Here is a 26238-nt window from a genome sequence, read left to right as displayed (position 1 = left end):
ATCGTTAGCCGGTGAGTTTTCGGCTAACGATTTAAACTGGTGATTAAAAGCTAGAGATTAGCGCTTAGCAATTAGCGCTTGAATCAAACTTTGAGTTTGTAGCCAGTGCGGAATATCCAGTAGATTGCTGTTAGGCATAGGGTCATAAAGATTAGAATCATGGCAATACTTATACCTACAGATACATCTGACGATTCGTAAAACGCCCACCTAAACCCACTCACTAAGTACACTACAGGGTTAAAGAGTGTAACGGTTTGCCAAAAGGGCGGTAGCATGTTTATTGAATAAAACGTGCCGCCTAAAAAGGTTAGTGGTGTGATAACCATCATTGGAATTATTTGCAGTTTTTCGAACCCATCGGCCCAAATGCCTACAATAAAACCAAATAGACTAAAGGTTACCGAGGTGAGGATTAAAAACGCCAGCATCCAAAACGGGTGTTCAATGGAAAAATCTACAAATAGCCGCGCTGTGGCCAAAATAATAATGCCCAAAATAACCGATTTAGTGGCCGCGGCCCCGACAAAACCAATAACTATTTCTAATGCAGAAATGGGGGCTGCAAGTATTTCGTAAATAGCGCCAGTAAAGCGCGGCATATGAATGCCAAACGCAGAGTTAGAAATACTTTCGGATAACAGCGAAAGCATAATCAAACCCGGTACAATAAAGGCGCCGTAATCTATGCCATCGATTTCTACCATTTTAGAACCAATCGCCGAACCAAAAACAATAAAGTAAAGCGAGGTAGATAATACTGGCGAGGCAATACTTTGCATAAGTGTGCGGGCCGTGCGTGCCATTTCGAATAGGTAAATGGCTTTTATTGCGTGAATGTTCATTTGGCACCTCCCACTAGGCTTACAAAAATATCCTCTAACGAACTTTGCTGGGTTTGCAGGTCTTTAAATTCTATGCCTTGCTCGGCAAGCGATTTTAAAAAGGAGGGAATAGGGTTGCCTTCCTGTTGGCTATCGAAGCTAAAGGTTAGAGTTAGACCGTCGTTCGAAAGCGATAGGCTGTAATGTGAAAGCACTGCTGGAATTTCAGGTAATGCTTCCTGTAGTTGCAGGCTAAGTTGTTTTTTGCCCAGCTTCTTCATTAGCGCGTCTTTTTCGTCTACTAGAATAATTTTGCCTTTACTTATAACGCCAATGCGATCGGCCATTTCTTCGGCTTCGTCAATGTAATGGGTGGTGAGGATAATAGTTACACCGGTTTTGCGCAGCTCGCGAATCATTTGCCACATTTCTTGGCGCAGCTCTACGTCCACCCCAGCGGTGGGTTCGTCTAAAAATAGAATTTTGGGTTCGTGGGCTAAGGCCTTGGCGATAAGTACGCGGCGCTTCATGCCACCCGATAACGCCATAATTTTGTTGTCTTTTTTATCCCATAAAGATAAATCGCGCAGTATTTTTTCAAGCCATGCGTCGTTCGCGGGTTTGCCGTACAAGCCGCGCGAGAATTTAACCGTAGCCCATACGGTTTCAAACATACTTACCGCTAGCTCTTGGGGCACTAAGCCAATTTGGCTGCGCGCGGCGCGGTAATCTTTAATAATGTCGTGACCGTTTACTTTTACACTGCCGTCACTGGGGTTAACAATGCCACAAATAATACTTATTAATGTGGTTTTACCTGCGCCGTTGGGGCCAAGTAGGGCGAATATTTCACTTTGATTAATAGATAGGTCAACACCAGCTAACGCTTGAAACCCAGAGGGGTATGCTTTGGTTAAGCCGGCGACGGATATAACAGGGTGCATGTTCAATCCTTGTAAAAGCGGTGAGTATAAGGCAAACCGGTGATTGGAATGGCGTGGAGCCAGTCACATCATAAACAGCAAAGGACGAGTTGCAAGCGCAAACGGTTGTGATTAGATGTAATTTTTTGTTGGGCTCAGTGTTACTTATGCGAAGTTGCGGCTTGTAGGTCAAATAGTGCAGTGTAGACTTTACCGTCATTTTGAATTGTTAGTGTGCTGCCGTGCACGTCAAGAATCTCATTTACAATATCTAAACCAAAACCCGTAGAGCCATAAACAGATGTGCTGTGCTGTTCGTTGGCGTTTTGCGTGTGTATTACTGCAATGGTGTTTTTGATTTCAAAAGTTGTTGTATCGTTCGTGTCATAGGTTGCAATTTGAATGGGCGTATTTTCTGGTGAGTACTTGGCTGCATTGGTTAAAAGGTTAACCAGCGCCTGTTGAATGCGGTCGCTATCGCAGCTAACCAAGTTGGTGTGGGTATGGCTGTATTCCACCGTATTGCATGACTCTTTAAGTAGTGCCGTTACCTTGGTTGCGGCGCTTTGTAACAGTGTTGCAGGGTTGTTGGTGGTGAGCTTGGGGCTTATTTTGCCGCTGCTTAGCGCTGCATTTTCCAGTAGTGAGTTTACAAATTCTAGGGCAGTGGTGGCCGTGGGGAGAATTTTTTCCAGAATGCTTATACGCCTTTTGTCTGTTGTAGTGGGCTTTGTGCCCATTTGTGCGAGGCCAATAATGCTACCTATGGGGTTGCGCAAATCGTGGGCAACATAGGCTGCAAACTTTTTAATGCGTTTATTTAGGTTGACTAATTTGGCTTCTTTTTGGCGCAGTAAAATAAAATTGCCAATTGCATTCGCCATAAGCGTTATTAAATCGCGCTCGTGACTAGAAAAGCCCTTGTAGCGGGGCTGGGTAGAGGTAAAGTTGAGCGTGCCGTACAGGTTGCCATCTACAAATATAGGGGCCGATAAATAGGCTTCGAGCTTAAGGTTTTGGTATACGGGGTGGCAGTTCATGTAATCTAGCCTGCCAACTTCAGGGAACCCGAGCACGGTGCGGCTTTTTATTACTTCTCTGCAGTAGGTATCTTCTAGTGCAAACTCCTGCCCTTTTTCCAATACATCTAAGGGGCTTACTACATCTTTTACTATGTAGCTACCTGCGCTGGTGACTTCGCTCACTATGCCTGTTTCTAAGCCAAATACTTCGCAGCCAGAAATTAAATATTCCCTAATAAGGCTGTCAAAACTATTAAATTTGTCTGCGGTTAGCAAATGGATGCGCGTGAGATTATTTAACATGGCCCACAGTTGCTCCCGCTCGGGAACAGAGCTATCCATTTCTAAATATTTTCTGTTCTCGACAAACTCCGGGTAGTGGGTCATTGCCTGTTGGGCACTCCTATGTGTCGCAGTTCCTCAGCCTGTAGTGGCTAAGCGGCCTAGCGCTGGCACGCGGTGGTCCGCGCGGTGTTAGGAGTAAGTATAGCCAATGGTTTAGCGCTTGCTCGCCTGTATTTAGTAGGCTTGTTTTGCTATGTGTTCGCTAAGACGTATATGGGCTTCACTTTGCATTGGGGTGTAGCAGCCGCGGGTGGCGAGGTAGTGTTGATTAAACACATCAAAGTAATCGGTAAGTAAATCCGCGTTGTGTTGCTCCTTTGCCAGGGCAAGGCACAACCCAGCAGCCTCGGCGGTAGAAAGGCGCTCGGCCCGGTCGGATTTGCGTACGCTATAGCTTTTAACCAAACCTTCGGGCAGGGTAAGGCTGGCGTGTTTATCAAGCCAGCGGCTTAAATGAAACATACGCGCACTCTGCTTCCAGGTGCCGTCGAGTAAAACGAGGGTGTTTATTTTATCGTCGCTGGGTAGGTGGTGGTATACCTCGCGTGGACGTTCTGCCAAATCGTGGTCATTGACGGGGAATAACAACAAGCAGCGGCGATTCGGATCGTTTAACAGTTGCAGTAGGTCTGGGCTTGGGGATTTCCTATGCCAGCAATAGGCATGGGTTTGCTGGGGTAGTAAATCGGCAATTAGGCGCCCTGTATTGGTGGGTTTGAATATTTCGTCTGAGTGCATCAGTAAAACAAATTCAATATTACTGGTAGAGCAGGGCCGCCACGCACAGATACAGGTATTCTCAGCAAGCCAGCAGCGCGGGCAACGAATAAGGGATTTACCCCGTGCGTTAAACTCGCGTGTGGCGATGGCTAGGCGCTGTTCGTAGAGGGCGAAAAATGGGTTGTGAGACATTGTAAATTAGACTGCTAACTGTGATTGAAGGCATACTACCAAACACCACCTGTTTGACGCCGTAATTATTACTAATTTATTTAATCTACAGCGTTAAAAAATACTTGCCGCAACGCTCTGTGTATTGATAATAGCGGCTTTGGCGATTCCGCCTTCTTTTAGAGTGATTCCTCCCATAGAAGCCTTACCACTTAATAAGCAGCAAACACTACTGGACGACATAGCCATGCAGTTGCGCGTGCAAGGGTATAGTATTAATGCCGAAGCCGTGCCTGCATCCTTGGCGCACGCCCTATACCAGCAAGCGAAAAGAGAGCAGCTTCGCCCTGCGGGCATTGGCCGGCAGCAATCCCATGCGGTTGATCGCAGTGTACGCAAAGATAGCATTAGTTGGATAACGGCAGAATCTGCCGCAGGAGCAGAGTGGCTTGCGTGGGCCGACAGCTTAAAGGTGGCGCTTAATAGGCAGCTATTGCTGGGGTTGTTTTCCTTTGAAAGCCATTTTGCCCACTACCCGCCAGGGGGCTTTTATAAAAAGCATGTGGATGCCTTTAAAGGCGAGGCCAACCGGGTGTTGTCGATGGTGGTGTACCTAAACCCTCAATGGCGCGATGAGGATGGCGGCGAGTTGGTTATTTACCTTGAAGATGGCAGCAGCGTGAAAGTAGCGCCGCGCTTTGCTACCTTGGTTACCTTTCTAAGCGAAGAGTTCCCACATGAAGTACTGCCTGCTAAAGCCGACCGCTATTCCATTGCTTGTTGGTTTAGGATGAACTCGTCCCATGCTGGCAGGGTGGACCCACCTCGTTAGATTGGCTGGCAATAAGGGCTACTTTGGCGCTGCGGGGCAGTTTTTTAATAGCCGCCTCGCGCTTGCAGGCGGCCGATCTATCTATACATGCTTCGCTGTATACCACTTTAACGGGGCGCCGCGCGCGGGTGTACTTTGCGCCTAGCTTGGCGTGATTGTGCTCGTGAACCCGCCTAGCTATATCTACCGTCACCCCTGTGTAGTAGCTGCCATCTGCGCACTGCAGTATATAAACCTGCCAGTGTGTTGGAGATTTCATAGTGTGTCTTGTCATTTAGCTGAATTGGCAGCTTACCAAGCTAAGCAAAGATAGCAATTCTTTTGCCGAAATTGGTTATGGGCCACAACACATGGCAAGCTGCGCTACATTAGCTAGACTTAAGTCATGCTAGGATGGCGCAAAGCTGTCCAACCCAATTTACTGGATAAGTGCAATCGTTAATGAATATTAAAACACGTATCCTGCTGGCAGTGTTTTTGCTCGAGCTGGCTGGTTACGGCTTGTTGCTCATCTATTCGCACGATACTAGCCGTGATGCGCTGGTGGATATTCGCGAGCGCCAGATTCGCGCAACTGTTAAAGATAACTATCACCGTATAAATGCCCTTACAGATTTAATGGAGCGTAAAGCCATTGAGCTGGCAGAGGTGGGTACGCTTATGCACACCATGGCGCAGCAGCAAGCGCCAACTGCACTAGATACAGCGATTCAAAATTACTTAAAAAGCGTGTTTACCCAGTTTCCGGAATCGATTGGCGGTGGTTTGTGGTACGAGCCATACCAATTTGACCCCCAGCGCAGGTTATTTGGCCCCTATGTTTTTTGGAATGCAAAAAGGGAGGTTGAGTTTACTTGGGATTTAAACTCAGATGAATACAACTACCCCTCGCAGGAGTGGTACTTAACCGCATTGCCCACCACATGGCCGCGAGATCAGACGCGAGAGCGCCGCAGCTACTGGACGGCTCCCTATTGGGACGAAGCCGGCTCGAAAGAGCTAATGATGACAGTAGACAGCTTAATGTACTCCCAAGCGGGCGCCATTATAGGTTTAGCTACTGTGGATTGGTCGCTAAAGGAAATGACCCAGTTTACGGAAGCAAACCATATAACCAGTAATGCTGAGTCGTTTATCATCGACTCGCAAAGCGACTTTATTCTTTCTAATAGTCTGCTACCCAAGTCGGTAATGACACGCTATGAGCAGTTGCCGTGGATGCAGCAATTAAATATTGATTATCTTGAAAAAGGCGCGCTCAACGTAAGCAGTAATGTGAGCGTGAACGGCGAGGTGTATGAACTCTATTTTTTGAAAAGCGCCACAGGTTTAGTGTATGGCGTGCTCATCCCTCAGGCGGAGTTCTACTTAGAAATTGACGAAGCTATGCATTCGATAATGCTAAACGGCATTGTGATGATTGTATTTTTTATTGCGTGTATGTTGATAGCGCTAGAGTTGCTGCTTAAGCCCTTCCATAGTGTGACTAAAATTATTCGCGATAGTATTCAGACAAGCGACGACGATCGCATTACTATTAAGCCCATAGAGTACGACCAGAAAAACGAATTTAGTGCGGTAGTGGATGCGCTTAACATCGTATATCACCAAATAAACCGCTATACCGACGAGCTGGATCAAGCCAACAAAGCGAAGACCACGTTCTTGGCCACTATGTCGCACGAGATTCGTACCCCCATGAATGCTATTTTGGGCTACGCACAAATACTTACTTCCGATGCCGATATACCCGATAGCCATCAAGATACGCTAAAAGCTATTGAGGGTGCCGGTAAGCACCTGTTGTCGCTGCTCAACGATGTGTTGGATATAACCAAAATAGAATCTGGCGGCATGATCCTGTATTACGAAAACGTTTATGTGCGGGATATGATCGAATCCCTAGACAAGGTATTTAGCGTTCGCTGCCAACAGAAGAAGCTCGACTGGTCCTCTGAGATAGATATCCCCGAAGAATATATCGCCTGTGTAGACCGAGCCAAGCTCAATCAAATTGCGTTTAACCTATTGGGTAATTCCGTTAAGTTTACCGAACACGGTAGGGTGCACCTCGAGGCTGCCATCGAGAACGACCATCTAATTTTAACCATTATTGATACTGGCCCAGGCATCACCCCAGAAAACCAACAAAAGCTGTTTACGCCTTTTTATCAAGGGCAAGCGGGGTTTGAGCAGGGCGGTACAGGCTTAGGGTTGGCGATTATTCAAAAGCTTGTAGAGTTAATGGGCGGCACCGTAGGTTTAAAAGATACCTCTGCACTTGGCTCTATATTTGAGGTGGATATTCCGCTGAATGGCCCCAACCCCGATTTAGCGCCAGCCAAGCGAGCGGTTAACGATGGCTCTGCCGATTACTCCAAATTTGAATTAACCGCACTCATTGTCGACGACGTATCAATTAACCGCGATATATTGGCAAAAGTGCTCGAGCGCGTTGGCGTGCGCACTATGCAAGCCCCAGATGGCTTAGAAGCGTTAAATATTCTTAAAAGCGTCGTGCCCGACATATTATTTGTAGATATACAAATGCCAATAATGGACGGACTAGAGCTGCTAGAAAACCTAAAAGAGAAATACCCACAGTATCTGCCCTACACCTGCGCAATAAGCGCAAATATAAACTCGCACAATAACGATTTGGTTAAATCTGGTTTTGCCTTTGCGGTGAGTAAACCATTCCAGCTAAAAGAAATTGGCGATATTGTCGATTTTATTGTGCAAGATCAGTTCGGTAACTACACCACCTTAGACGACCTATAAAACCATAAGCACTGCCGCCACAGCGGTAGTGGCAATAACAAATATGCGATAAAACCGCTCGGCAATACGCTTAACTATCCATATGCCGCACAGGGCCCCAACAGCAATTAGCGGTAGGGTAGAGAGGTTAAGCAAAAACGACTCTGTGGTAATGGTGTGCCAGCCCCAAATGTGGAATGGCACCTTAAATACATTTACCACCATAAAAAACCAAGCAGCGGTGCCAATATATTCATTTTTGGGCAGGCGAGAGCTAAGCAGGTACAGAGCCATTACTGGGCCTGCTAAATTACCCACCATAGTAGTAAAGCCGCCCAGCAAACCCATCGAGGCGGTAAATGCCAAAGAGTTTGGCACGCGCTCTTTATTGCCGCGCTCCATCCACAGCATAATGCCTAGGCTTATAAAAATAATAATGCCCATTAAAAAGCGGAACTGCTGGTCGTCAATAAATGTACCCATGGCGGTACCAATAATTACACCGCCTGCGGCCCAAGGGAAAAGCTTTAACAGCAACCCCCAGTTGGCGTGGCGGTGGTAGTAGGCCACAGCAAATATGTCAGCCATGATTAGCATGGGCAGGGCGATGCCCGACGATGCTTTGCCGCCAAATGCCAGTGCTAAAAGCGGTACTGCAGCCATGCCGGCACCATGTACACCTGTCTTAGCCATACCAATTAAAAATGCAGCGGAAGTGAGTAAAAGCCATGCGGAGGCGGGTAAATCAAAAATAGTCATGTGAACCGATTTGGAGTGGAGTGAAAAAACTGGGCGTAAACTCAGGTGTTGCGACGCGACCTGATTAATGTGCGCGTAGTTTAACAGTTTTAAGTGAGCGATGGGTGGGGGAGCTCCTGCACATTATGGCTGTTTGTGGGGGTGTAAAACACCCTAATAACACCTGTAATTTAGCGTTAAAAACTCACTGATTAAAATAGTCGTAATTATATTGGGCTAAGCTCTAATAATTCTTGCTATCGCGCTATGCTAGGTATATATAGCACTTTTTCTACAGCCCCAAGGTTGGTGCGTTCTCCTCCGTGTTTCGCAGCATATCTCAAGGCGTCAATTACACAGGAATATTGCCTAATGGCTCATATTAAAGACGCTTTATCTGCACTGGTCGCCGACTCTAAAACCGGTTTGCCCGCAACATTTATCAACTTGCTTTCTATTCTCGTGCGCAGCCCTAGCGTAGTGGGTGCTGAGCATTCTTTTTTTCGTGTATTACAGCGTGAGCTAGAAGAGCGCGGCGCGAAAGTAACGTGGTACGAAGGCTTGCTGGTTGCGCAAGGCAGCGAGCCAGATAGCTTGATGCTATCTGCGCACTCCGATCGCCACGGTTTAGTGTGCACCGGCCCTAACGAATTCCAATACGCAGCATTTGTGGCGGGCGCTCGTTCCGATTTGCTGGGTAATTCTGTCGATGAGCAGCTTATGCGCAAAGTGGTAGATCGCTTCCCCAACGAGCAGGTTTACGCTTACGAACCTTGGTCGGGCGCTTATCGCGGTAAGGGCAAAATTAAAAATGCTTATATTTGCGAATACCGCAACAACCTAATTTTTGAATTAGAAGGTATGGAGCATTTGGTGGCGGGCACACCAGTGGCTTTTAAAGATAATTTAAAAGTTACAGAACAAGCATTAATCGGCCAAATGGATAACGTTTTAACCGTTGCTGTACTGGTGTATATGTTTGAAATTGGTTTTCAGGGCACCGCATTTTTTACCGCACAGGAAGAGGCCGGCAAAAGTTGGCGCTACCTGTTAGAGTGGTTTCGTCGCTTTGGTGGCTCTACCAACCAATTGGTTGTGGTAGATACCAGCCCGTACCCCGATTTTGCTACAGCTCAAAAGCAGGAGCTAGTGCTGCGCAATAAAGACGCCAACGCGAAATTTAACAATGCGCTAACTCAAAAATTAGCTAAGTTGTGTGCTGCCAACGATATTAGTGTGCAGTTTAAAGATGAATACGTAGAAGCAAAAAATGCCGAGTTGGCCAGCCGCAACGAGCCACCGGCTTCGCTGGGCTCGACAGAAATGGGGCGCATTATTTCTGCTTCAAAAGGTTTGGTCGATGGCACAACTTTGCAGATACCTACTTCCGGCTATCACACTTTGTCTGAGTCGGCGCCGTTAGAGTCCGTATCGGCATTTATTTATATGTTAGCGTTGTTAGCTGATCAAAATATTGATGAAAAATTATTAAAAGAGTCGTCGAATGTATAAAACCCTAATAGTTGTTGATAACGATACGCTACTGTTCGATGCCGGTGATGCCGAGGTCATTAGCTTTAATCAATATTTGCAAGATTACCCCAAACTTAACGAGCCAAAAACGCGCATACTCAACCTGTGCGATACAGAGCAATATTTAAGTAAAGGTTACTATTGCTCGCTGTTAGCAGAAGCGCGCCAGCACAAATCGTTGCCCAGTGTTAGCACTATTAACGAGCTGCGAGATGCCTCTACCTCCACCAGTAAAGCGTTGTACTGGGGGCGCGAGCTTAACCAAATAAACTTAGAGCTAAACGAACCTGCGTTAGAGCTATTGGTTTGCTTTGGTTTTGGCGAGCACGCGCAATATAAAAAGCTAGCGCGCAAAATTTTTGAGCAGTATCCATCCCCTATATTGCGCGTTAAATTGTGGCGCGAAGAAACTGGCGTGTGCGTAAAAGTAGAGCGCGTACCCTATGCCAATTTAAACGAGCACGATAAAACTTTCTTTTTTAACCAATTGAGTACGTTTACACAGTTGGTGTGGCGCAACCCAGCGCACAAGAAAACCCAGCGTTGGGATTTGGCCATATTGGTAAACCCCGACGAGCCATCGCCGCCAAGCGACCCAGAGGCAATTGCGCGCTTTATAAAAGCGGCGGCCAAATTTGGTATATATGCCGAAGCGGTAAACAAGCAACAATTAGAGAACGTATCCCACTACGATGCGTTGTTTATTCGCGAAACAACGGCGATAGATCATCACACCTATCGCTTGGCTCGCAAAGCACAACAAGCTGGCTTAGTTGTCATTGATGACCCTATTTCTATTTTGCGCTGTTGTAACAAAGTGTTTTTACACGATGCGTTTAGCTACCAAAAAGTGCCTAGCCCTAAAACACATATTGTTATTAGCTGCGACGATGAACAGCTCGATAAACTCGAGCAGGAATTTGCTTACCCTATGGTATTAAAAATGCCAGAAGGGGCGTTCTCTAAGGGCGTGTATAAAGTAGAGAATCGGGCCGAGTTAAAAACAAACTTAGAAAGTATTTTTGCAGAGTCTGCTTTAGTGCTTGTGCAAGAGTACCTCTACACCGATTTCGATTGGCGTATAGGCGTATTAAATGGCCGAGCCATTTATGCTTGTAGGTACCATATGGCGCGCAACCACTGGCAAATTTATAACCACGGCGCCAAGCGATTTGTATCGGGTGGTTTCGAAACCTTGCCAACGTTCGAAGTGCCAAAGGCCGTGCTCGATGCCGCCATTAAAGCCTCCAATATAATTGGCAAAGGCTTATACGGTGTAGATATAAAACAAAAAGATAACAAAGTGTACGTAATCGAAGTGAACGATAACCCCAGTATCGATCACAAGGTAGAAGATGCGTACCTCGGCAAAGAATTGTATATGCTCATTATGGCGGAGTTCCAACAACGCTTGGAGCAGCGCGGCCGCTAATTTATGAGCGACATTACCCTTCGTACAGCGCAGAAGGACGACCTAGCTGCGCTAGTGCAATTAGAGCAGGCCTGCTTTAGCGGCGATAGATTATCCAAGCGCCGGTTTAAACACTGGTTAGAAGCCGATAATGGAATTTTTATTGTCGCTCGCGATAATCACATGTTGCTGGGGTATGGTTTAGTGTTGTTGCACCAAGGCACACGGCTTGCGCGCTTGTACTCTATTGCAATAGATGACCGCGCGCGTGGGCAGGGTGTAGCTAAAAAAATACTTGCCGAGCTAGAAGTGCGTGCAGCGCAAGTAGGGCGATTATTTATGCGCTTGGAAGTGGCGGAAAATAATGCCGGAGCCATAGCGCTATACCAATCTGCGGGCTACCGCATATTTGGTGAATACAGCGATTATTACGAAGATCACTCCGATGCATTGCGCATGCAAAAACGCATTCGCACCGTAGGCAGTGTGTCGCCAGAGTTAGTGGTGGGTTACCACGATGTACCTTGGTTTAGGCAAAACACCGAGTTCACCTGTGGCCCAGCATCGCTGCTTATGGCTATGGGGTGTTTAGATGCACAGTGCGAGTTAAGTCACGAGCAAGAGTTAGACATTTGGCGCGAAGCCACCACAATATTTATGACCTCGGGGCACGGCGGTTGCCACCCGATTGGTTTGGCATTGGCGGCGCAGCGCCGTGGGTATCAAGCAACGGCGTTTGTTAATACGCAAGCACCACTGTTTATAGAGGGCGTGCGTACCGAACACAAAAAAAGTGTAATGACGTTGGTGGACGAGCAATTCAAAAATAAAGCGCAAGCCGAAGGTGTGATTGTTGAATATTGCGAATTAAGCCTTAGTCATATTGAGCATTGGCTACAAAATAATTACGCAGTGATTGTGCTTATAAGCACCTATCGGTTAGATGGCAGAAAAGCACCCCACTGGGTAACGGTAACGGCCATTGATGATATGTGCCTGTACGTACACGACCCAGATTTAGATGAAAAAATACAGGTGTCGTTTGACTGCCAGCATATCCCTATTGCGCGCGATGATTTTATAAAAATGCAAACCTTTGGCAGAGATAAGTTGCGCACAGCTGTGGCGATTAAGCGGTTAGTGTAACGTTTTTATCTGCTCAAACACAGCTTAACTAAATTCGCCAGCTGTTCAATGCGCGCATTGGACAGTTGGCGGTAATCTAAGTATGGGCTCACAATAAGGTTGTATTGTTTGTTTATAGCAAAATAATTGTCGAGCCATGTCAGTTCAATGTTTAAATTAAAATCGTTGGCGTAGGTTTTACCCGCAATAATATGAATAGCATTTGTATTTGCTAAATCTGGCGGGCTAAACAGCAGCGCTTCACGGCTGTGGCTTTGCAGTAAATTCTTATCTCTATAATCCTGCCAGCGGGTAATCTCGCGCCTCATAAATAATGCGCAATCTGTTTCGATAGTGTTATCGAGCGCAAGCAAAAACTTTGCGTAAACATTAAAAACCTTGCGCCAGTGATTGCTGCAATTGGCAGTAATATGGGCAAGCTCACCTGCAGCTAAACCGTGCAATGTGTTGAGCTGTGGGTAGCTATCTATCGGTGGTCGATTGGCTATATATATGGCTATGTTGAAGCCTTTACCGCCAAAGCCTATGGGTGCGATTGTCATTGTCTAAGGGGGCTCGTTTAAACTTGGCTGCATACTGCTTGTGAAGTGGCATTCTATACCACGAATAACCGCTGACCGCGTATATTGCGCGAGAATTATGCTTTATAGCGGTGCAAATCGCTGCCAAACCAGACTATTACCGCTAAGAATTGGCCTGCCCCTTAATTGGCGACTACACTTTTTAGGTAGATTCTTATCTCGGCCCAATCTCTCAATGGAATATACCACATGACCAAACCTGTCATTAGCCGCCGGTCGCTTCTAAATAAAGCGCTCACCCTTACTGGTGCGGGTGTGGTTGCGGGCAAAGCCCCCTATGTATTCGCGAAAAAAACGCCAACTTTGCGGGTTTTAGGTACCCATGTCACCCTGCAGGAGCCTATTCGCGAACAGGCGATGAAAGACCTAGGTATAAATATTGTTTTCGAAGCAAAAGGCAGTGCGGCGGTATTGCAAAAGGCATCTCTTATGCCAGCGAGCTTCGACTTATACGAGCAGTGGTCGAACAGCATTAATATTCTTTGGCAGTCGGATGCCATTCAGCCGATTGATATAGACCGTATTAGCGCTTGGGGTGAGATCAATAACCTCACCAAAACGGGCAAGCTATCTGAAAATGCAAAACTGGGGGCGGGTGATGCGCCCTATAAAATACTTCATGTGCAACCAGATGGTAGTTTGGGGGCAAATAGCTCAAAACAAGCCAGTTTCTTACCGTATGTGCACAATGTAGATTCTTTTGGATACAACACGGATGTTATTCCCAAAGGCGAACCCTACGTAACGGAGAGCTGGGCTTGGTTATTTGACAGCGCATACAGAGGTAAAGTGGGGGTAGTCAACGCGCCTACCATCGGCCTGTTTGACATGGCACTTGCGGCGCAGGCTTCTGGTGCAATGACATTTGCCGATATTGGCTCTATTACGGAGAGCGAGCTGGACAAGCTGTTTACCATTTTGCGTGATCTACGCAAAGATGGCCATTTTAGTGGCTTTTGGACGTCCGTACCCGAATCGGTCAGTTTTATGAAAAACGAGCGGGTGGTTATCGGAAGTATGTTTTCCCCTGCGGTATCGGCCCTCAATGGTTTGGGGGTGCCGGTTACCTATGCTGCGCCAAAAGAGGGGTATCGCGGCTGGCACGGTGTAATGTGTTTGTCGTCGGCAACTACAGGGCATGTTAAAGATGCCGCATACGATTATATGAATTGGTGGCTGTCTGGTTGGCCAGGTGCCTTTATTGCACGCCAAGGGTATTACATATCTAACCCCCAGCGGTCGGCAAATTTATTATCGAAAAGTGAATGGGATTATTGGTACGACGGCAAAGAGGCTACCGAAGTGCTAAAAGGGACAGATGGTTTAGTGTCGGTGAAGGCGGGGGATGTTAGAACCGGCGGCGCCTACATAAAGCGCTTAAGTAATGTAGCGGTATGGAATACCGTTATGCCTACCTATGATTACAGTTTACGTAAGTGGTATGAATTTATTAGTAGCTAATACTCGCTGATTTTTAATATTAGCCGAATTTTAATGTTAGGGATTATAGTTGTTACATGGTAAGTCAAATTTTCACCCTTAAGCGCGCATCCCTTTATGCGGATTAATTTTTTTTCAATTAAAGCGCAGTTTGTCGTGTCTGGGGTTTTGCTTATTGCTCCATTGTTTCTTGCGTTATATTTTTTCTCTCTTTCTCACTCTTTATTTGATCGTCAACTTCGCCAAGTAATTGAAGCCGAACAGGTTTCAAATGTGCTAAATGAAGTGGGGCGCGACACGGTAGACTTACAGCGCAATGTACTTATTTTTAAAAAAAACTCCAGCCCTTTAGCGGCCGATAATATTGGCGAGCTATATCATTCCATATTGAAAAATATAGAGTCATTAAAATATGTTTACGCTCTGCGCGAGCATACCGATCAAATAAACGCCACCATTAATCATGTAGAGTCTTACAAAGAAAATTTTGAGCTGGTCCGAAAAATGCGTCAAGAGCGCATGGGGCTTATCGGTCGTCATGTCAATACTGGTGGAAATGCATTGGTGGGGACGTTTGACTTATCGTGGATGAGTGATGCAGATGAGTTTAAGTTTGAAACACAGTATATGGCAGCCCATCTGGAATCACTAGGTTACTTGGTGTCATTAGATCTAAGTCATATCGATAAATATAAAAAGCATTATTCGGTCGCCATGGAAACGCTAGAAAAATACAGCGATAAAGGCAGAGATATAAGTGAACGGTTAAGCAATCACGATAAAAACTTTACTCGAATAGTTTCTCTTACACGTCATTACGTGTACTTAATAAATGTTGTAATGACTGGGTCTGCGAATGAGATTATCTATCAGGCAGATACATTGCTTAATTTTCATCAGCAGGTCGCACGTGATGCACGCTTGAATGCCGACCAGTTGCTACGAAAACAAGAAGATTTACGCAATTACCTAACCATTGCTGGCGTAATACTTGTCTTTTTGGTTGTGGCGGCATTCTATTTTCGCATTTCAGCACCATTGGGGCGATTGACGTCGGTGTTTGAAAGTCTTGCAGAAGGCACGCGTAGTGTGCACATACCCGATATTAATAGAAAAGATGAAATTGGCTTGTTAGCCCGCGCGGCCAATGTTTTTCGCAGCAAAAACGATCAAACCGAGGCACTGCTGGTTAAAACAGAACAAATGGTAAAAGAGCAAACGCTGTTAAACGAGTATCTTCAAGAGGAAAAGTTACGGGCTGAACGGGCCTTGAGTGTAAAAACAGACTTTTTGGCGAACATGTCGCATGAATTGCGCACCCCACTAAATGCAATTATAGGGTTTACTGTTCGGCTGCTAAAAAAGAAAGATCAACTTCAAAATCAGCAAGTGAATGCAATGGAGGTAATAGAGCGAAACGGCAGACATTTACTTGCCATGATTAACGATATTCTCGATCTAAGTAAAATAGAGGCCAATAAACTAGATTTACATATCGCTTCAGTAGAGCTGCCGCAATTGTGTGCCGATATTATGGGCCAAATTAGCCTAGCGGCCGAAGAAAAATCATTGCGTATAGATTACGAATATGTGGAAGTGCCTATCATACAAACTGATTCAGTAAGGCTGAGTCAAATACTGCTAAATTTATTGTCTAACGCAATTAAATATACGGAGTCGGGCGGCGTTTCGGTTAAAATTGCTCGCAACAGTATAGATTCTATTACGTTAACTATTGCTGATACTGGTGTGGGTATTAGCGAAGCTGACCAGAAAAAACTCTTTAGTCGGTTTGAGCAATTTGATGATCGAACCAAATTTCAGGTTGGCAAAGGCACAGGGTTAGGTTTAGCTATAGTGGCCAATTTATGTAAAATATTGAGTATTCAAGTTAGCGTAGAAAGCACTTTAGGTTTAGGTAGCTGCTTTACGCTTATTATCCCGCTTGTGCACGAGGGCTAATTTCTCTTATTTTTTGGTCATCTTTTTCTTACCTGTCTATTTCTTACCTAACTTTTCGTTACTTATCTTTTTCCTACTTATCTTCTTCTAGCTGCACTTCAGCTCGCTATACTTTTTCTCCCAATACTTTATATAGCAACTATATCTGTCTACCCGACATTAATGTTTATGCATGCGTCAACTTAACTAATACGGCGACCAATACGCTGTTAGCCCTATATTGGTGCAAGTGGTGTCGTCTAACGGGTTAACTAATGAATGCCCTACGATTGCTGACATTAATTGTAAAACTGTCTACTATACCGCTGCTAACATGGTCGACCGGAAATTGGTTTAGGGTCGTTATCGGCCGCTTTTAGCGCTACTCCCCACATGACCATGAAAACTACAATAATAATGTTTGGCCTTTACCGAACCTCATAGGGCAGTTGGAATGAAAAACAAACTTAACCTTACTGTTATCGCATTGGTAATAGTAAGCGGCTTCTTTATTTGTACCGCAATCTCCAGTTTGATTGGCAATCAAGCGCAGGTGGACAAAAATACCCAAGATATAGCGCAGCAACAGGTGGATTTAGCCGAGTCTCAGGTAAGAGAGCTTTTTCAAACTTTGCGTCAAGGGGTTGAACAGCTAGAAACTGAAACACTGAATGTTTTTTCTGCGGCAATCGATTCCGGCTCTAGTGTTTCAGAGCAAGCGCTAGCCGATCAATTATTCTTGCGCTATGTTGATATTCCCGGTAGCGATATTTACAACCAAATCGGCGTGGCATTTACTCAAGATGTTCGAGCACAGCATGGGGTGTTCGCATTAGGCCTCGAGCGATCCAATTCAGGATACTGCTTTAGTCAATCTAATAATTCAGCTGCGTGGGGGCAGAGGCCGGCTCAAATTCTCGCGAAAACAGAACAGCCTGGTAGCAATGCTAACCTAGTCAATTCCTATCAACACAATATCGTCTTTCCTTCTGGGCATGTATTCGCCAATCATATTAATTTGCAAACACCGCGAATTACCGGAATTTATACCGCTAACCCTGCATTTAAAGAATTTATTAACTCCGCGGGTGAGCGTGTTACCCACAATAAAGAATTGGATTCGGCTATCGCAACCTATGTGACGCTAAGCTCAAGTAAAAAGCTAGTGGGGCAATCCAAAACGCAAAATCTAAACCAATGGCTAAGTGGCTTGCGCAAGCATACTGCGTATGTGGTGGATTGGAGTAAGCTGTCGTTAGAGTGGCAAAACAATAACCAACCCAGAAGCGCGCAGCTAGAGTTAAGCGATAAAAAAATATGCTTGGTGCGGTACGACGATCAAGTAAATGACGAAGATTACTACGACCATACAAAAATAGAACCTGATTGCAGTGGTAAAACGAGTTGGTACTGTGAAGGCCTAAAAACGCGAGGCTGGAAGAAAGCAGCCTATGGCGCCAGCGCTAAAAAATGGCTAGCGGACTATAGTTTGCCTTTAATCGAGCCTACCACCAAACAAACTCTGGGTGTGGCATATGGCAATATTTCGTTAATGGATGCGAGAGATAAATTGTCGAACCTGGCGTTAGGGGCAAAGGGCTACGCTGTATTAATTGGTAAGGCTGGCAATATCTTGTCTCACCCGGTCGAAGCATATTTAACCCAGCAAGTAACAGATACTAATGATGAGCGCCTAAAAGCCATAGTGCAAACGCTGGGTGCTTCACCAGATCTTAAGTGCTGTTTGGACGACTGTGAGGGGTTAACCCATCGTCAATATTGTGGGTTTATGAATGTCGCAGATTCAGCAAGTGATTACAGTCAAGCCAATAAAAGCTATTCGAAGCTTTATGTTGGGGCATCTAAAATAGTCTCTCCTGCACGGCAAGCACCCGTATCGAAAGCGGGCGACATATTAGACGGCGCGTCACAGGAAAGTTATATTCAGCTAATTGTTATCGTAGATCCTAGCGATTTTGAGCAAGACAACTGGCAGCTGCGACATGATTTTTTACAGCTTATTATTGCGAGTTTTGTACTTGTTTGTTGCTTACTATTTTTAATTTTGCGTTTGTTTGGCTTAAATCAGCGCCGTTTAAATTGGTACGCTGCGGCAGTATCGGTGTTGGCGATTGTCGCGCTTGGTTTAACTTGGCGAGTAGTTTATGTGTACGGTGCTGATTCCGCTCTAGCAACAAACAGCAGTCAAAACGAAATGGACAATTTAGGACTAAGAGCGGCATGCTATAAGCTCGCTTCGTATGGCGGCAGTAAAACTATAGAAAATGCTAACGGGCTGAAAAAACTGTGCCCCAAAGATTTAACAAGTATCGTGCCACCAGAAGATTTTGTGCCCGTGTTTTCTAATGAAGATGCATTAGCATATCTTTCTATTTTTAATGAGGATGGCAGCGAATACAGCGCACAGCGCCACCGATTAGGTATGCGCGTATTCGTGCAATCACTCGATTTTAATAGCGCCAACAACGTTACCATGACAGGCTATATTTGGACTCGATTCCCCGATAGCTTTGCAGGTCAGGACGTAAGTTCGCTAACACCGGTATTCCCCGAAGCTGAATCGGTAGAGTTTAGTAACCCCATTTCAAAGGTTGATAGCCGTGGCAATATTCATGTGCGTTGGCAGTTTGCAACTACGTTAAGACAAACTTTTGATTATCGAAAATATCCGTTCGACCGTGAAGATGTGTGGATACGCATTTGGCCTAATGATCTTCATGAAAACACGGTGTTGATGCCAGAATTTTCTGCTTACTCGTCGGTAAGGCCTAGCGATACACCGGGAGTGGAAGAGGATATTGTGCTCGATGGCTGGCAATTGGTTAGCAGCCACTTTAGCTACAAAAAAAATAATTACAATACAGCGCTAGATACGGTAGGTAGTGGTAATAACGCTATCCCAGAATTGTATTTTAATGTTGGCTTGGCTCGCCTGTTTGTTGATCCTTTTATTGCTGATATGTTACCTATTGTAGTGGTGTGTTTACTTGTATTTGCAGTGTTGCTTATCACCACAGTAAAAGCGGGTGATATAGAGCTTAAAGGGTTTAGTTCTGCCAATGTGCTGTCATATTGTGCGGCCTTGTATTTTGTTTTGATTGTGTCCCACGTGCACTTACGCGAAACCTTAAATGCGTTTGGCATAATCTATTTGGAAATATTCTACTTCTGTATGTACTTCATTATTCTTATTGTGTCGGCCAATTCACTGGCAATAACCAGCGAAAAAACACCGGCGTTTATTCGCAATAACGACAATTACATCGCGCGACTGTGTTACTTCCCGTTTATAACGCTTACCTTGCTAATTGCGACAATATGGATGTTTTACTAATGAATATGTTAGGCGGCGCTTGGTTGAAGTTTGCGCGTTTTAAAAGCAACCAATTTATTCTGGCGGTACTTGCTAGTAGTTGTTGCAGTATGGTGAGTGCAAATAGCGATACAGGCACGAATGAGCCCTCTGATAGGGGCGCATTTGCCGCTGCGGCTAAAGGCGGGCTGCGCGCGCCGGCAATGGCTAGAATAGCTCAACAAGGCAGCGTGCGAGTAGCAATGAAAAGCTTGCATAATGCCACAGCAAATTCTGCTGGTGTAATCGGGGTGGCACCTTTTTTAGTGAAATCTCACGGCGACCAATGTTCGGTATGTAACGCCGGCAGCGCCGCCAAAATCTACGATGGAAAAGTATGTGGTTTCGATGTTGAAGTGGCTTACCTGCTCGCCGAAAAACTGGATACGAACCTCATTATCGATTTATCGCAACATAAATATGACCATGTTGTCGACTTGATCAGCTGGGGGGACGCAGATCTAGCTGTCTCTACATTAAGTAGTACTCTGCGTCGTGCGCAATACGTAGCGTTTAGTGACCCATATTTAGAGTTGAGCCAAACTCTATTAGTAAACCGCTTGGCGATGGAAAAGTTAGATTTAACGCAGGCTGCGATTGTCGCAGGCATGCCTCGCATTAAGTCGAATAAAAAAAGTGTTCCAGCCCTTACTATTGCTGTAGAGGGTGGTTCTTCGTATGCAGAGTTTGCTGACGATTTATTCAAAGGCCACAACATTCGCCGCTATGATGATTTACTTGTTGCTATGGATGCGTTAATCAAAGGCGACGAGGTGTTTGCCATATATGCCGATAACATGCAAATAATACAGTTGTTAAACGACAATAAAAAAGCAGGGCTGTTTCTAAAAATGGTAAACCTTCAACGCCCAGATAACATAAGCATAGCCACCAATTACAATGACTCTTCGCTATTGAATTGGGTAAACCTATTTTTACGAGAAATTAAAATGGATGGCGAGTTAACTGCGCTTAAACAAAAGTGTGGGTTAAGCGGAGGTTTATATGAATAAGGCGTTGCCCATGCTAGGCCGGTTCTTATCTCACCCGCTGGCTATATTAGGGGCCGTGGCGTTGGGGGGCACAATAGGGTGGTTAAATAAACCTCTTGCAATGGAGTTAGGTCGACTAGGTGAAATATATTTAGCACTACTCGAAATGTGCATTCTACCGCTAATGATTGGCGCGATTGTGAGTGGTATTGGTTCCCTGTTTATTCGCAAAATAGGTAATGCCTATGTAATGCGAATAGGCATTGTTTTTGTAGGCGGTATGATGTTGGTTGCCGTTATTACACTTACAATTGGTTTATTAGTGGGGCCAGGCAAGGGGCTAGAAGCAAGTAGTGCAGAGATTCTTGGTGCAGAAGTAACACGGTTTGAAAGTGCTGTTACGGGTTCTTTGGGTGATGACCATAAAATTATCGAATTTGTGCGAGACATTATTCCATCCAACGTATTTGAAGCCGCCACACAAGGGAAAAATTTAAGTTTACTGCTGTTTAGTATTTTACTTGGTGCGGCACTTGGTAAGTGTAGTGAGCAAGGTGGCGACATTGCAATTAAGGCCGCTACCGGTGCTTACGAGGCGTTGTTAAAAATTGTTGGTTGGATTATGTACGCGTTACCAGTCGGGCTGGTGCTTATTATCGCGGGGCAGGTGGCGCAGGTTGGACCAGGTATTTTAACTTCTATGCTCAAACTGGTGGCTTGCGTATATGTCATTGCATTGCTGCTTATGGTTTTTTATACCTTAGTCATTGCGCGCTCAACGGGGGTATCAATTATAGAAAGCTTCAAGCGCTTAAAGGGGCCGCTGCTTATATCTTTTGTTTCTTCTAGTAGTTATGCGGCTATCCCCAGTGCATTGAGCAGCTTGCGTAATGGTTTCTCGCTTAATCCTACCAAGTCAGATCTCATCTTACCTTTAGGTATTAATTTAAATCCGCAGGGCAATGTGGTGCATTTTGTATTGGCAGTGGTTTTTGTCTCACAAATCTTTAATTTAGATTTCGGCCTGTACGAAATATTTATTGTTATTGTTGCCGGTATGTTCGCCGCGGTTGCCGCTGCCGGCGCACCGGGTATTGCTGCCCTAGGTATGTTGGTAATTGTATTTGAGCCGCTCAATTTGCCTGTGGCTATTGGCGTGGCACTGCTGGCGGCTATTGATCCTATTGTTGACCCTATTCTTACTACCGTTAACGTGCACAGTAATTGTGCCACTGCGGCAGTGTTATCAAAAAACGAAACTGTAAAGTCAGATGAGCAATGTGAAGCTACCGCGTCTGCTGCAATTACAGCACCTAACTAGCGAGATAAGCTATGTCAAAATTAGATGAAAATAAACAGTTCACCGCAGAGGTGCTCGCCGCGGAGTTTGAAGAGATAAGTAAACGCCGGTTGAATGCGGCGCGTGCAGACGGGGCCTCGCCTGACGATAGAGCGCTAGACCCCAAGCCCACCATAAAAAATGATTTGGTCGGGCTTGCCTGTTCTGGGGGAGGTATTCGTTCGGCGTCATTTAGTTTGGGGGTTATTCAGCAGCTAATATGTAAGGGCTTGTTTAGCAAAATAGACTACCTTTCCACTGTGTCTGGCGGTGGCTATACCGGGTCGTGTATTAGTGCCCTCACTAAAGATAAACCGGGTAGCGAAAAATTACTCACAGATAGAATAGACGGCGCCGAGCCAGAAGCGTTGAATCATATTCGCAACTACAGCGAGTATTTGAACTCGGAAGGCATTGGCAGTGGTTTGCGCATCCCCGTACTTTTTATTGAAGGCGTTTTGCGCAGTTTAATGACATTTTTACCTATTGTTATTCTTGCTGTATTTATAACCGAAGTGTTTTTTGAGGTTACCGGCCGTTTTAGCACCGCCATGCAATGGGGTATTCCTATTCTTGGCGTAACACCATTGGTGGTGATGCTTACATTGCGACCGATAATTATGAGCCGGCTAAACTGGGTTAAGCGCGATAAATGGGATGGCTGGTTGATATGCACAACCTTGCTTGCGGTAGCATCTATCATCGCAATTCCCTTACTTATGGTGTTGCGTAACGTGGTTGCAATGAATGCCTCATCCTTGAAGCAAAGGCTTGTAGAATTGGTAGCCGATCACATTCCCCATGTAAGTGTGTTTAGTGTGCTGCTATTGGGTTTAATAATTTACGGTATTATTAAACTTCGAGGTAAGGTGGTGGTGGTTATCGCTAGTGTCGCTGCCCCTTTAAGTTTATTTGCGCTGTATATATTCCTGTGCGTACATGCAATCGATTCGCCTTTTGTGCAGCGCACCGAACTGCCAAATGCGAATAGTGTAAGTGGTGAGTGCTCTATATCTAATGATTTGCTGCAAGGCTATTCAGCGCAAGATATGAATTTGGCGCACAGTGCTTTTTGTGCAAAGAAAAACAATGGGGATGAAAAAATTGATTTAACAGGCATGGATTGCTCGCTAGATAGCGTATTTACCCAGAAGCACTTAAAATTTTGCGATTACGAAGTCACAGCGTCCAGCGCAGATGAAATTGTGTTTACCCACAAGGTAGATAAAGAGCCTCCATCACACTTCTTTGAAGGGCTGTTTACTAGCAATAAAAATCACATTTTAACTTTGTCTAAAACCAATGTTTTTGTCACTAATGATGAAATGTTGGTGTTTGAAGAGCTGCGCTTATTTAAGGGTAACGCGGAGTGGTGGTTATATTTATTGGGTGTGGCCATTCAGATTTATAACTGGTTTTTTATGAATGTTAATCGCTTCTCTTTGCACCCATTTTATCGCGATAGATTAAGCCGTACGTTTTTAATTAGCCCTAAGAACGACGAACTTCAAACGGTTGATACCTTGAAGATGAGCGAGTTAAACGGGTGTGAAAGCGCGGCACCCTACCATATAGTGAATACGGCGCTTAACTTACAGGGCAGTAGTAACCCCCAGTTGCGGTCACGTAAAACAGTGCCCTTTATACTAAGTAAACGCCATTGTGGCAGCGATTTAACGGGCTACTGTAAAACACACGCTTTAGAAAAAATTGATCCGCATTTTAATTTAGCCACCGCTATGGCTATTTCTGCAGCCGCTGCGTCGCCCAATATGGGTACCGTAGGTAAAAAATCACTTTCTTTTTTACTTACGTTACTGAATGTACGTTTGAATTACTGGCTGCCGCATCCTGCTAAAGTGCGCGACGTAGAAGCTGGCAAACCATTTACCCGCTGGCCACTAGGGCTTTCTTATTTGATGAGCGAAGCGCTGGCAACGGTAAACGAGTACAAGCCTTACGTTAACTGTTCGGATGGTGGCCACATTGAAAATCTGGCCGTGTATGAATTATTGCGCAGGCAATGCAAAACTATTATTTGTATCGATGCAGAAGCGGACCCAAACTTCACGTTTTTTGGCTTAATTACCTTGCAGCGTTACGCTGAAATTGATTTGGGTATTTGTTTGAATATAGATCTAAGCGGAATCAAGCCCGTCGATGGTGTGTCTGCACGTAATTACGCTGTGGGGGATATTGTTTATCCGAATGGTGAGACAGGCCGAATTATTTATATCAAATTGTCTTTTACCGGTAGCGAGGCCGAATACATTCATTTTTATCGTGGGCAAAACCCTGCGTTTCCACACCAAAGTACTAGTGATCAATTTTTTGATGAGACGCAATTCGAGGTGTATCGCGCATTAGGCCATCATGTTGGTGGGTGCGCAACGGAGGAAATTGAAAAAATCTTAGCAAGTTAATAGCGTATACGATTTATTTGGCGTGGCATTTCACGTCAAGTTGCAATTATTCGCGAATAAAACGCCGCTTAAACCCCTCGAACGTATAATTAATATGTTTAGCCGTCGACAGACGGCTAAACTATTATTACACTCGGTTTACAATAATATTAATAATTAATAACGGAACGTCCTATGGCACTTCATGGATTTGACGAGCTTGTTGAAGCATTGGCTGGTGCATTGGTGCACGCGCGCGAAACGGTAGAGCGTCAACACCTTAGAACTATTCAGAATTACTTTACTCGCGATGGCGATAAGCTGGTTGCGAAAACCACTACTATTCATGTTCCCGATTTGGACGCCAATGGCGAGCCAGAACTCGAAGTTAAAGTCCCTCTTTTTTCCTTGTTACCCTTAAGCTCACTCACTATAGATGAAGTGACTGTCGAGTTTGATGCTTATTTATCTACGTTGAGTGGTGATTCTGATAAATCAAAAGGGCCGAAAAAAATGCAAATGGAGTTGGGCGGCCACGGCATGATGGGTAAAAGCAAGAATAATGTAAAGGTAAGCGTGAAAGTCAAAGGGGGCAACCCACCCGAAGGGCTAATTAAATTAAACGATAACATAGTTAAAAGTATCCCATAAATTAATTTAGCATAGGGCAGTCTTCATACGCTTAAGTTTGCTCTAGTGGAATATTTAAACGCTTTGTTACGCCAGCTAGCTTGTATCTGTTTGGCCAAACAAAAAACCAACTAATCTGAAATGGAGAGCAACAATGTCTGTAGGTAATGAATTTAGTGGTTTGCCAATGGAAGAGCTAATTGGCGGCCCGTTGGCGGCATCATGCATTGCGCAATATAACCTTGCGCAAACCATGGTAACTTTTATCAATAAAATTGGTTTTAAAGATGGTAAAACCACCACGCTAGATTTCGATTTAGAGCGTCCGGTGGATAACGGCTCTGGCACGCTTTCTACTGAAGTTGTTTCAGTAAAAGCACCTTTGTTGGGCCTCGTGCCCATCCCTGCATTACTTATCGAATCGGTAACTATCGATTTTAGTATGGAAGTTAAATCTTCAACTACCTCTAAAACGTCTACCGAAGCATCTGTTGAAACAGAAGCTAGTGGCGGCGGTTTGTTTTGGAAGGGGTCTATCAAGGGTAAAGTGGCTACTAACCGCGAAAATACACGCTCTACTGATAATACGGCTAAATACAATGTGAACGTGGTTGCAAGACAGCAGCAACCGCAGGAAGGTATGGCTAAGTTGATGGACTTAATGGCGAGCGCCGTCGACCCCATCAAAATTACCGTAGGTGGTGCTAGCTAAGCGTTTGTACTAACTGCAATGGCACAGTTTCAAGCCTCAATCGCCCAGTGTTTTAAACTGCTATCGAACAGTATTGTTACGCGGGCATTGGGGCTATATGCGTGGTTTAGGCCCGCATCTCCTATTGCATCTGCACTTGCATCTCCCCCGGCATCTAATGTGCCAAATGCCTCAAGTGAGAACGAGCCTGATGCAGCAGCCTCTACGCCGCAGTCAGCAACGCCTGTTGCGCCGTTAACGGATGAGCAAGTATGCGAGTTGCAGGGTATTGTGCGTACGAATTTGACCCAAATAAGCGATGTGCAAAAGCGCTACTCGAAACGTGGCTATAGAATAAAAATAGAGTAACAATAATTGTATAAGCTAATAATCGCACAGTGATAATGCTTGAATATCAAAGTGT

General features: G+C 45.1%; 21 protein-coding genes. 14 read left to right on the top strand and 7 right to left on the bottom strand.

All coding sequences use genetic code 11. The annotated features are described in order from the left end of the window. Positions 1–83: 83 nt before the first annotated feature. The 4 genes from SDE_RS15285 to SDE_RS15270 form a co-directional block, all read right to left on the bottom strand. Entirely contained in the window at positions 84–845 is a 762-nt protein-coding gene (locus SDE_RS15285) for an ABC transporter permease (RefSeq protein ID WP_011469397.1), read from the bottom strand. Further along, positions 842–1768, bottom strand: coding sequence for an ABC transporter ATP-binding protein (locus tag SDE_RS15280; protein ID WP_011469396.1), 927 nt, complete (start codon positions 1766–1768; stop codon positions 842–844). Before SDE_RS15280 ends, SDE_RS15285 begins: the two co-directional genes overlap by 4 nt. Before the next feature lie 140 nt (positions 1769–1908). Beyond that, positions 1909–3156: a GAF domain-containing sensor histidine kinase gene (locus tag SDE_RS15275; RefSeq protein ID WP_011469395.1), complete on the bottom strand. Its 1248-nt coding sequence runs from the start codon at positions 3154–3156 to the stop codon at positions 1909–1911. 132 nt (positions 3157–3288) lie between these two features. Continuing rightward, on the bottom strand, positions 3289–4026 hold the full coding sequence (locus SDE_RS15270; protein ID WP_011469394.1) for a tRNA-uridine aminocarboxypropyltransferase: 738 nt from the start codon (positions 4024–4026) through the stop codon (positions 3289–3291). A 124-nt stretch (positions 4027–4150) separates the two neighbouring features. Between SDE_RS15270 and SDE_RS15265 the strand changes: the two genes are divergently transcribed. Next, entirely contained in the window at positions 4151–4837 is a 687-nt protein-coding gene (locus SDE_RS15265; protein ID WP_226986435.1) for a 2OG-Fe(II) oxygenase, read from the top strand. Here the strand turns inward: SDE_RS15265 and SDE_RS21985 are convergent. Continuing rightward, positions 4791–5096 (bottom strand): GIY-YIG nuclease family protein, encoded by a 306-nt coding sequence (locus SDE_RS21985; protein WP_143710904.1) that lies wholly within the window; start codon positions 5094–5096, stop codon positions 4791–4793. The genes SDE_RS15265 and SDE_RS21985 overlap by 47 nt on opposite strands. A gap of 182 nt (positions 5097–5278) precedes the next feature. On the opposite strand from SDE_RS21985, the gene SDE_RS15260 reads away from it, so the two are divergent. Next, positions 5279–7618: a hybrid sensor histidine kinase/response regulator gene (locus tag SDE_RS15260; RefSeq protein WP_011469391.1), complete on the top strand. Its 2340-nt coding sequence runs from the start codon at positions 5279–5281 to the stop codon at positions 7616–7618. Here SDE_RS15260 and SDE_RS15255 read toward each other — a convergent pair. After that, a complete protein-coding gene (locus SDE_RS15255; RefSeq protein WP_011469390.1) occupies positions 7613–8356 on the bottom strand; it encodes a sulfite exporter TauE/SafE family protein in 744 nt (247 codons plus the stop codon). The genes SDE_RS15260 and SDE_RS15255 overlap by 6 nt on opposite strands. A gap of 351 nt (positions 8357–8707) precedes the next feature. On the opposite strand from SDE_RS15255, the gene SDE_RS15250 reads away from it, so the two are divergent. Genes SDE_RS15250 through SDE_RS15240 form a run of 3 tightly spaced genes read left to right on the top strand, consistent with a single transcriptional unit; the run spans position 8708 to position 12425 of the window. Then, positions 8708–9847, top strand: coding sequence for a hypothetical protein (locus SDE_RS15250; RefSeq protein WP_011469389.1), 1140 nt, complete (start codon positions 8708–8710; stop codon positions 9845–9847). Beyond that, positions 9840–11300, top strand: a complete 1461-nt coding sequence (locus SDE_RS15245) for a RimK family protein (protein ID WP_011469388.1) — start codon at positions 9840–9842, stop codon at positions 11298–11300. The genes SDE_RS15250 and SDE_RS15245 overlap by 8 nt, the downstream gene beginning before the upstream one ends. Positions 11301–11303: 3 nt before the next feature. After that, positions 11304–12425: a GNAT family N-acetyltransferase/peptidase C39 family protein gene (locus SDE_RS15240; protein ID WP_011469387.1), complete on the top strand. Its 1122-nt coding sequence runs from the start codon at positions 11304–11306 to the stop codon at positions 12423–12425. A gap of 5 nt (positions 12426–12430) precedes the next feature. Here SDE_RS15240 and SDE_RS15235 read toward each other — a convergent pair whose 3' ends face one another. Then, entirely contained in the window at positions 12431–12967 is a 537-nt protein-coding gene (locus SDE_RS15235) for a DUF6942 family protein (protein ID WP_011469386.1), read from the bottom strand. Between the two features lie 228 nt (positions 12968–13195). Between SDE_RS15235 and SDE_RS15230 the strand changes: the two genes are divergently transcribed. From SDE_RS15230 to SDE_RS15190, 9 genes are all read left to right on the top strand, one after another. Then, positions 13196–14467: an ABC transporter substrate-binding protein gene (locus SDE_RS15230; protein ID WP_011469385.1), complete on the top strand. Its 1272-nt coding sequence runs from the start codon at positions 13196–13198 to the stop codon at positions 14465–14467. Between the two features lie 96 nt (positions 14468–14563). Continuing rightward, the gene (locus SDE_RS15225; RefSeq protein WP_011469384.1) at positions 14564–16408 is read left to right on the top strand and encodes a sensor histidine kinase; all 1845 of its coding nucleotides are present in this window, start codon (positions 14564–14566) and stop codon (positions 16406–16408) included. Between the two features lie 433 nt (positions 16409–16841). Beyond that, positions 16842–19742, top strand: coding sequence for a hypothetical protein (locus SDE_RS21460; RefSeq protein WP_011469383.1), 2901 nt, complete (start codon positions 16842–16844; stop codon positions 19740–19742). Then, complete coding sequence (locus tag SDE_RS15215) at positions 19742–20773, top strand: substrate-binding periplasmic protein (protein WP_011469382.1); 1032 nt, start codon at positions 19742–19744, stop codon at positions 20771–20773. The genes SDE_RS21460 and SDE_RS15215 overlap by 1 nt, the downstream gene beginning before the upstream one ends. Continuing rightward, positions 20766–22073, top strand: a complete 1308-nt coding sequence (locus SDE_RS15210; protein WP_011469381.1) for a dicarboxylate/amino acid:cation symporter — start codon at positions 20766–20768, stop codon at positions 22071–22073. Before SDE_RS15215 ends, SDE_RS15210 begins: the two co-directional genes overlap by 8 nt. 11 nt (positions 22074–22084) lie before the next feature. After that, positions 22085–24514 (top strand): patatin-like phospholipase family protein, encoded by a 2430-nt coding sequence (locus SDE_RS21455; protein WP_011469380.1) that lies wholly within the window; start codon positions 22085–22087, stop codon positions 24512–24514. A 174-nt stretch (positions 24515–24688) separates the two neighbouring features. After that, on the top strand, positions 24689–25144 hold the full coding sequence (locus SDE_RS15200; protein ID WP_011469379.1) for a DUF2589 domain-containing protein: 456 nt from the start codon (positions 24689–24691) through the stop codon (positions 25142–25144). Between the two features lie 133 nt (positions 25145–25277). Next, complete coding sequence (locus SDE_RS15195) at positions 25278–25835, top strand: DUF2589 domain-containing protein (protein WP_011469378.1); 558 nt, start codon at positions 25278–25280, stop codon at positions 25833–25835. Between the two features lie 18 nt (positions 25836–25853). Further along, complete coding sequence (locus SDE_RS15190; protein WP_011469377.1) at positions 25854–26183, top strand: hypothetical protein; 330 nt, start codon at positions 25854–25856, stop codon at positions 26181–26183. Positions 26184–26238: the final 55 nt, after the last annotated feature.

The sequence above is a fragment of the Saccharophagus degradans 2-40 genome (assembly GCF_000013665.1).
Taxonomy (GTDB): Bacteria; Pseudomonadota; Gammaproteobacteria; order Pseudomonadales; family Cellvibrionaceae; genus Saccharophagus; species Saccharophagus degradans.
This window is presented reverse-complemented; position numbering and strand designations above follow the sequence as displayed.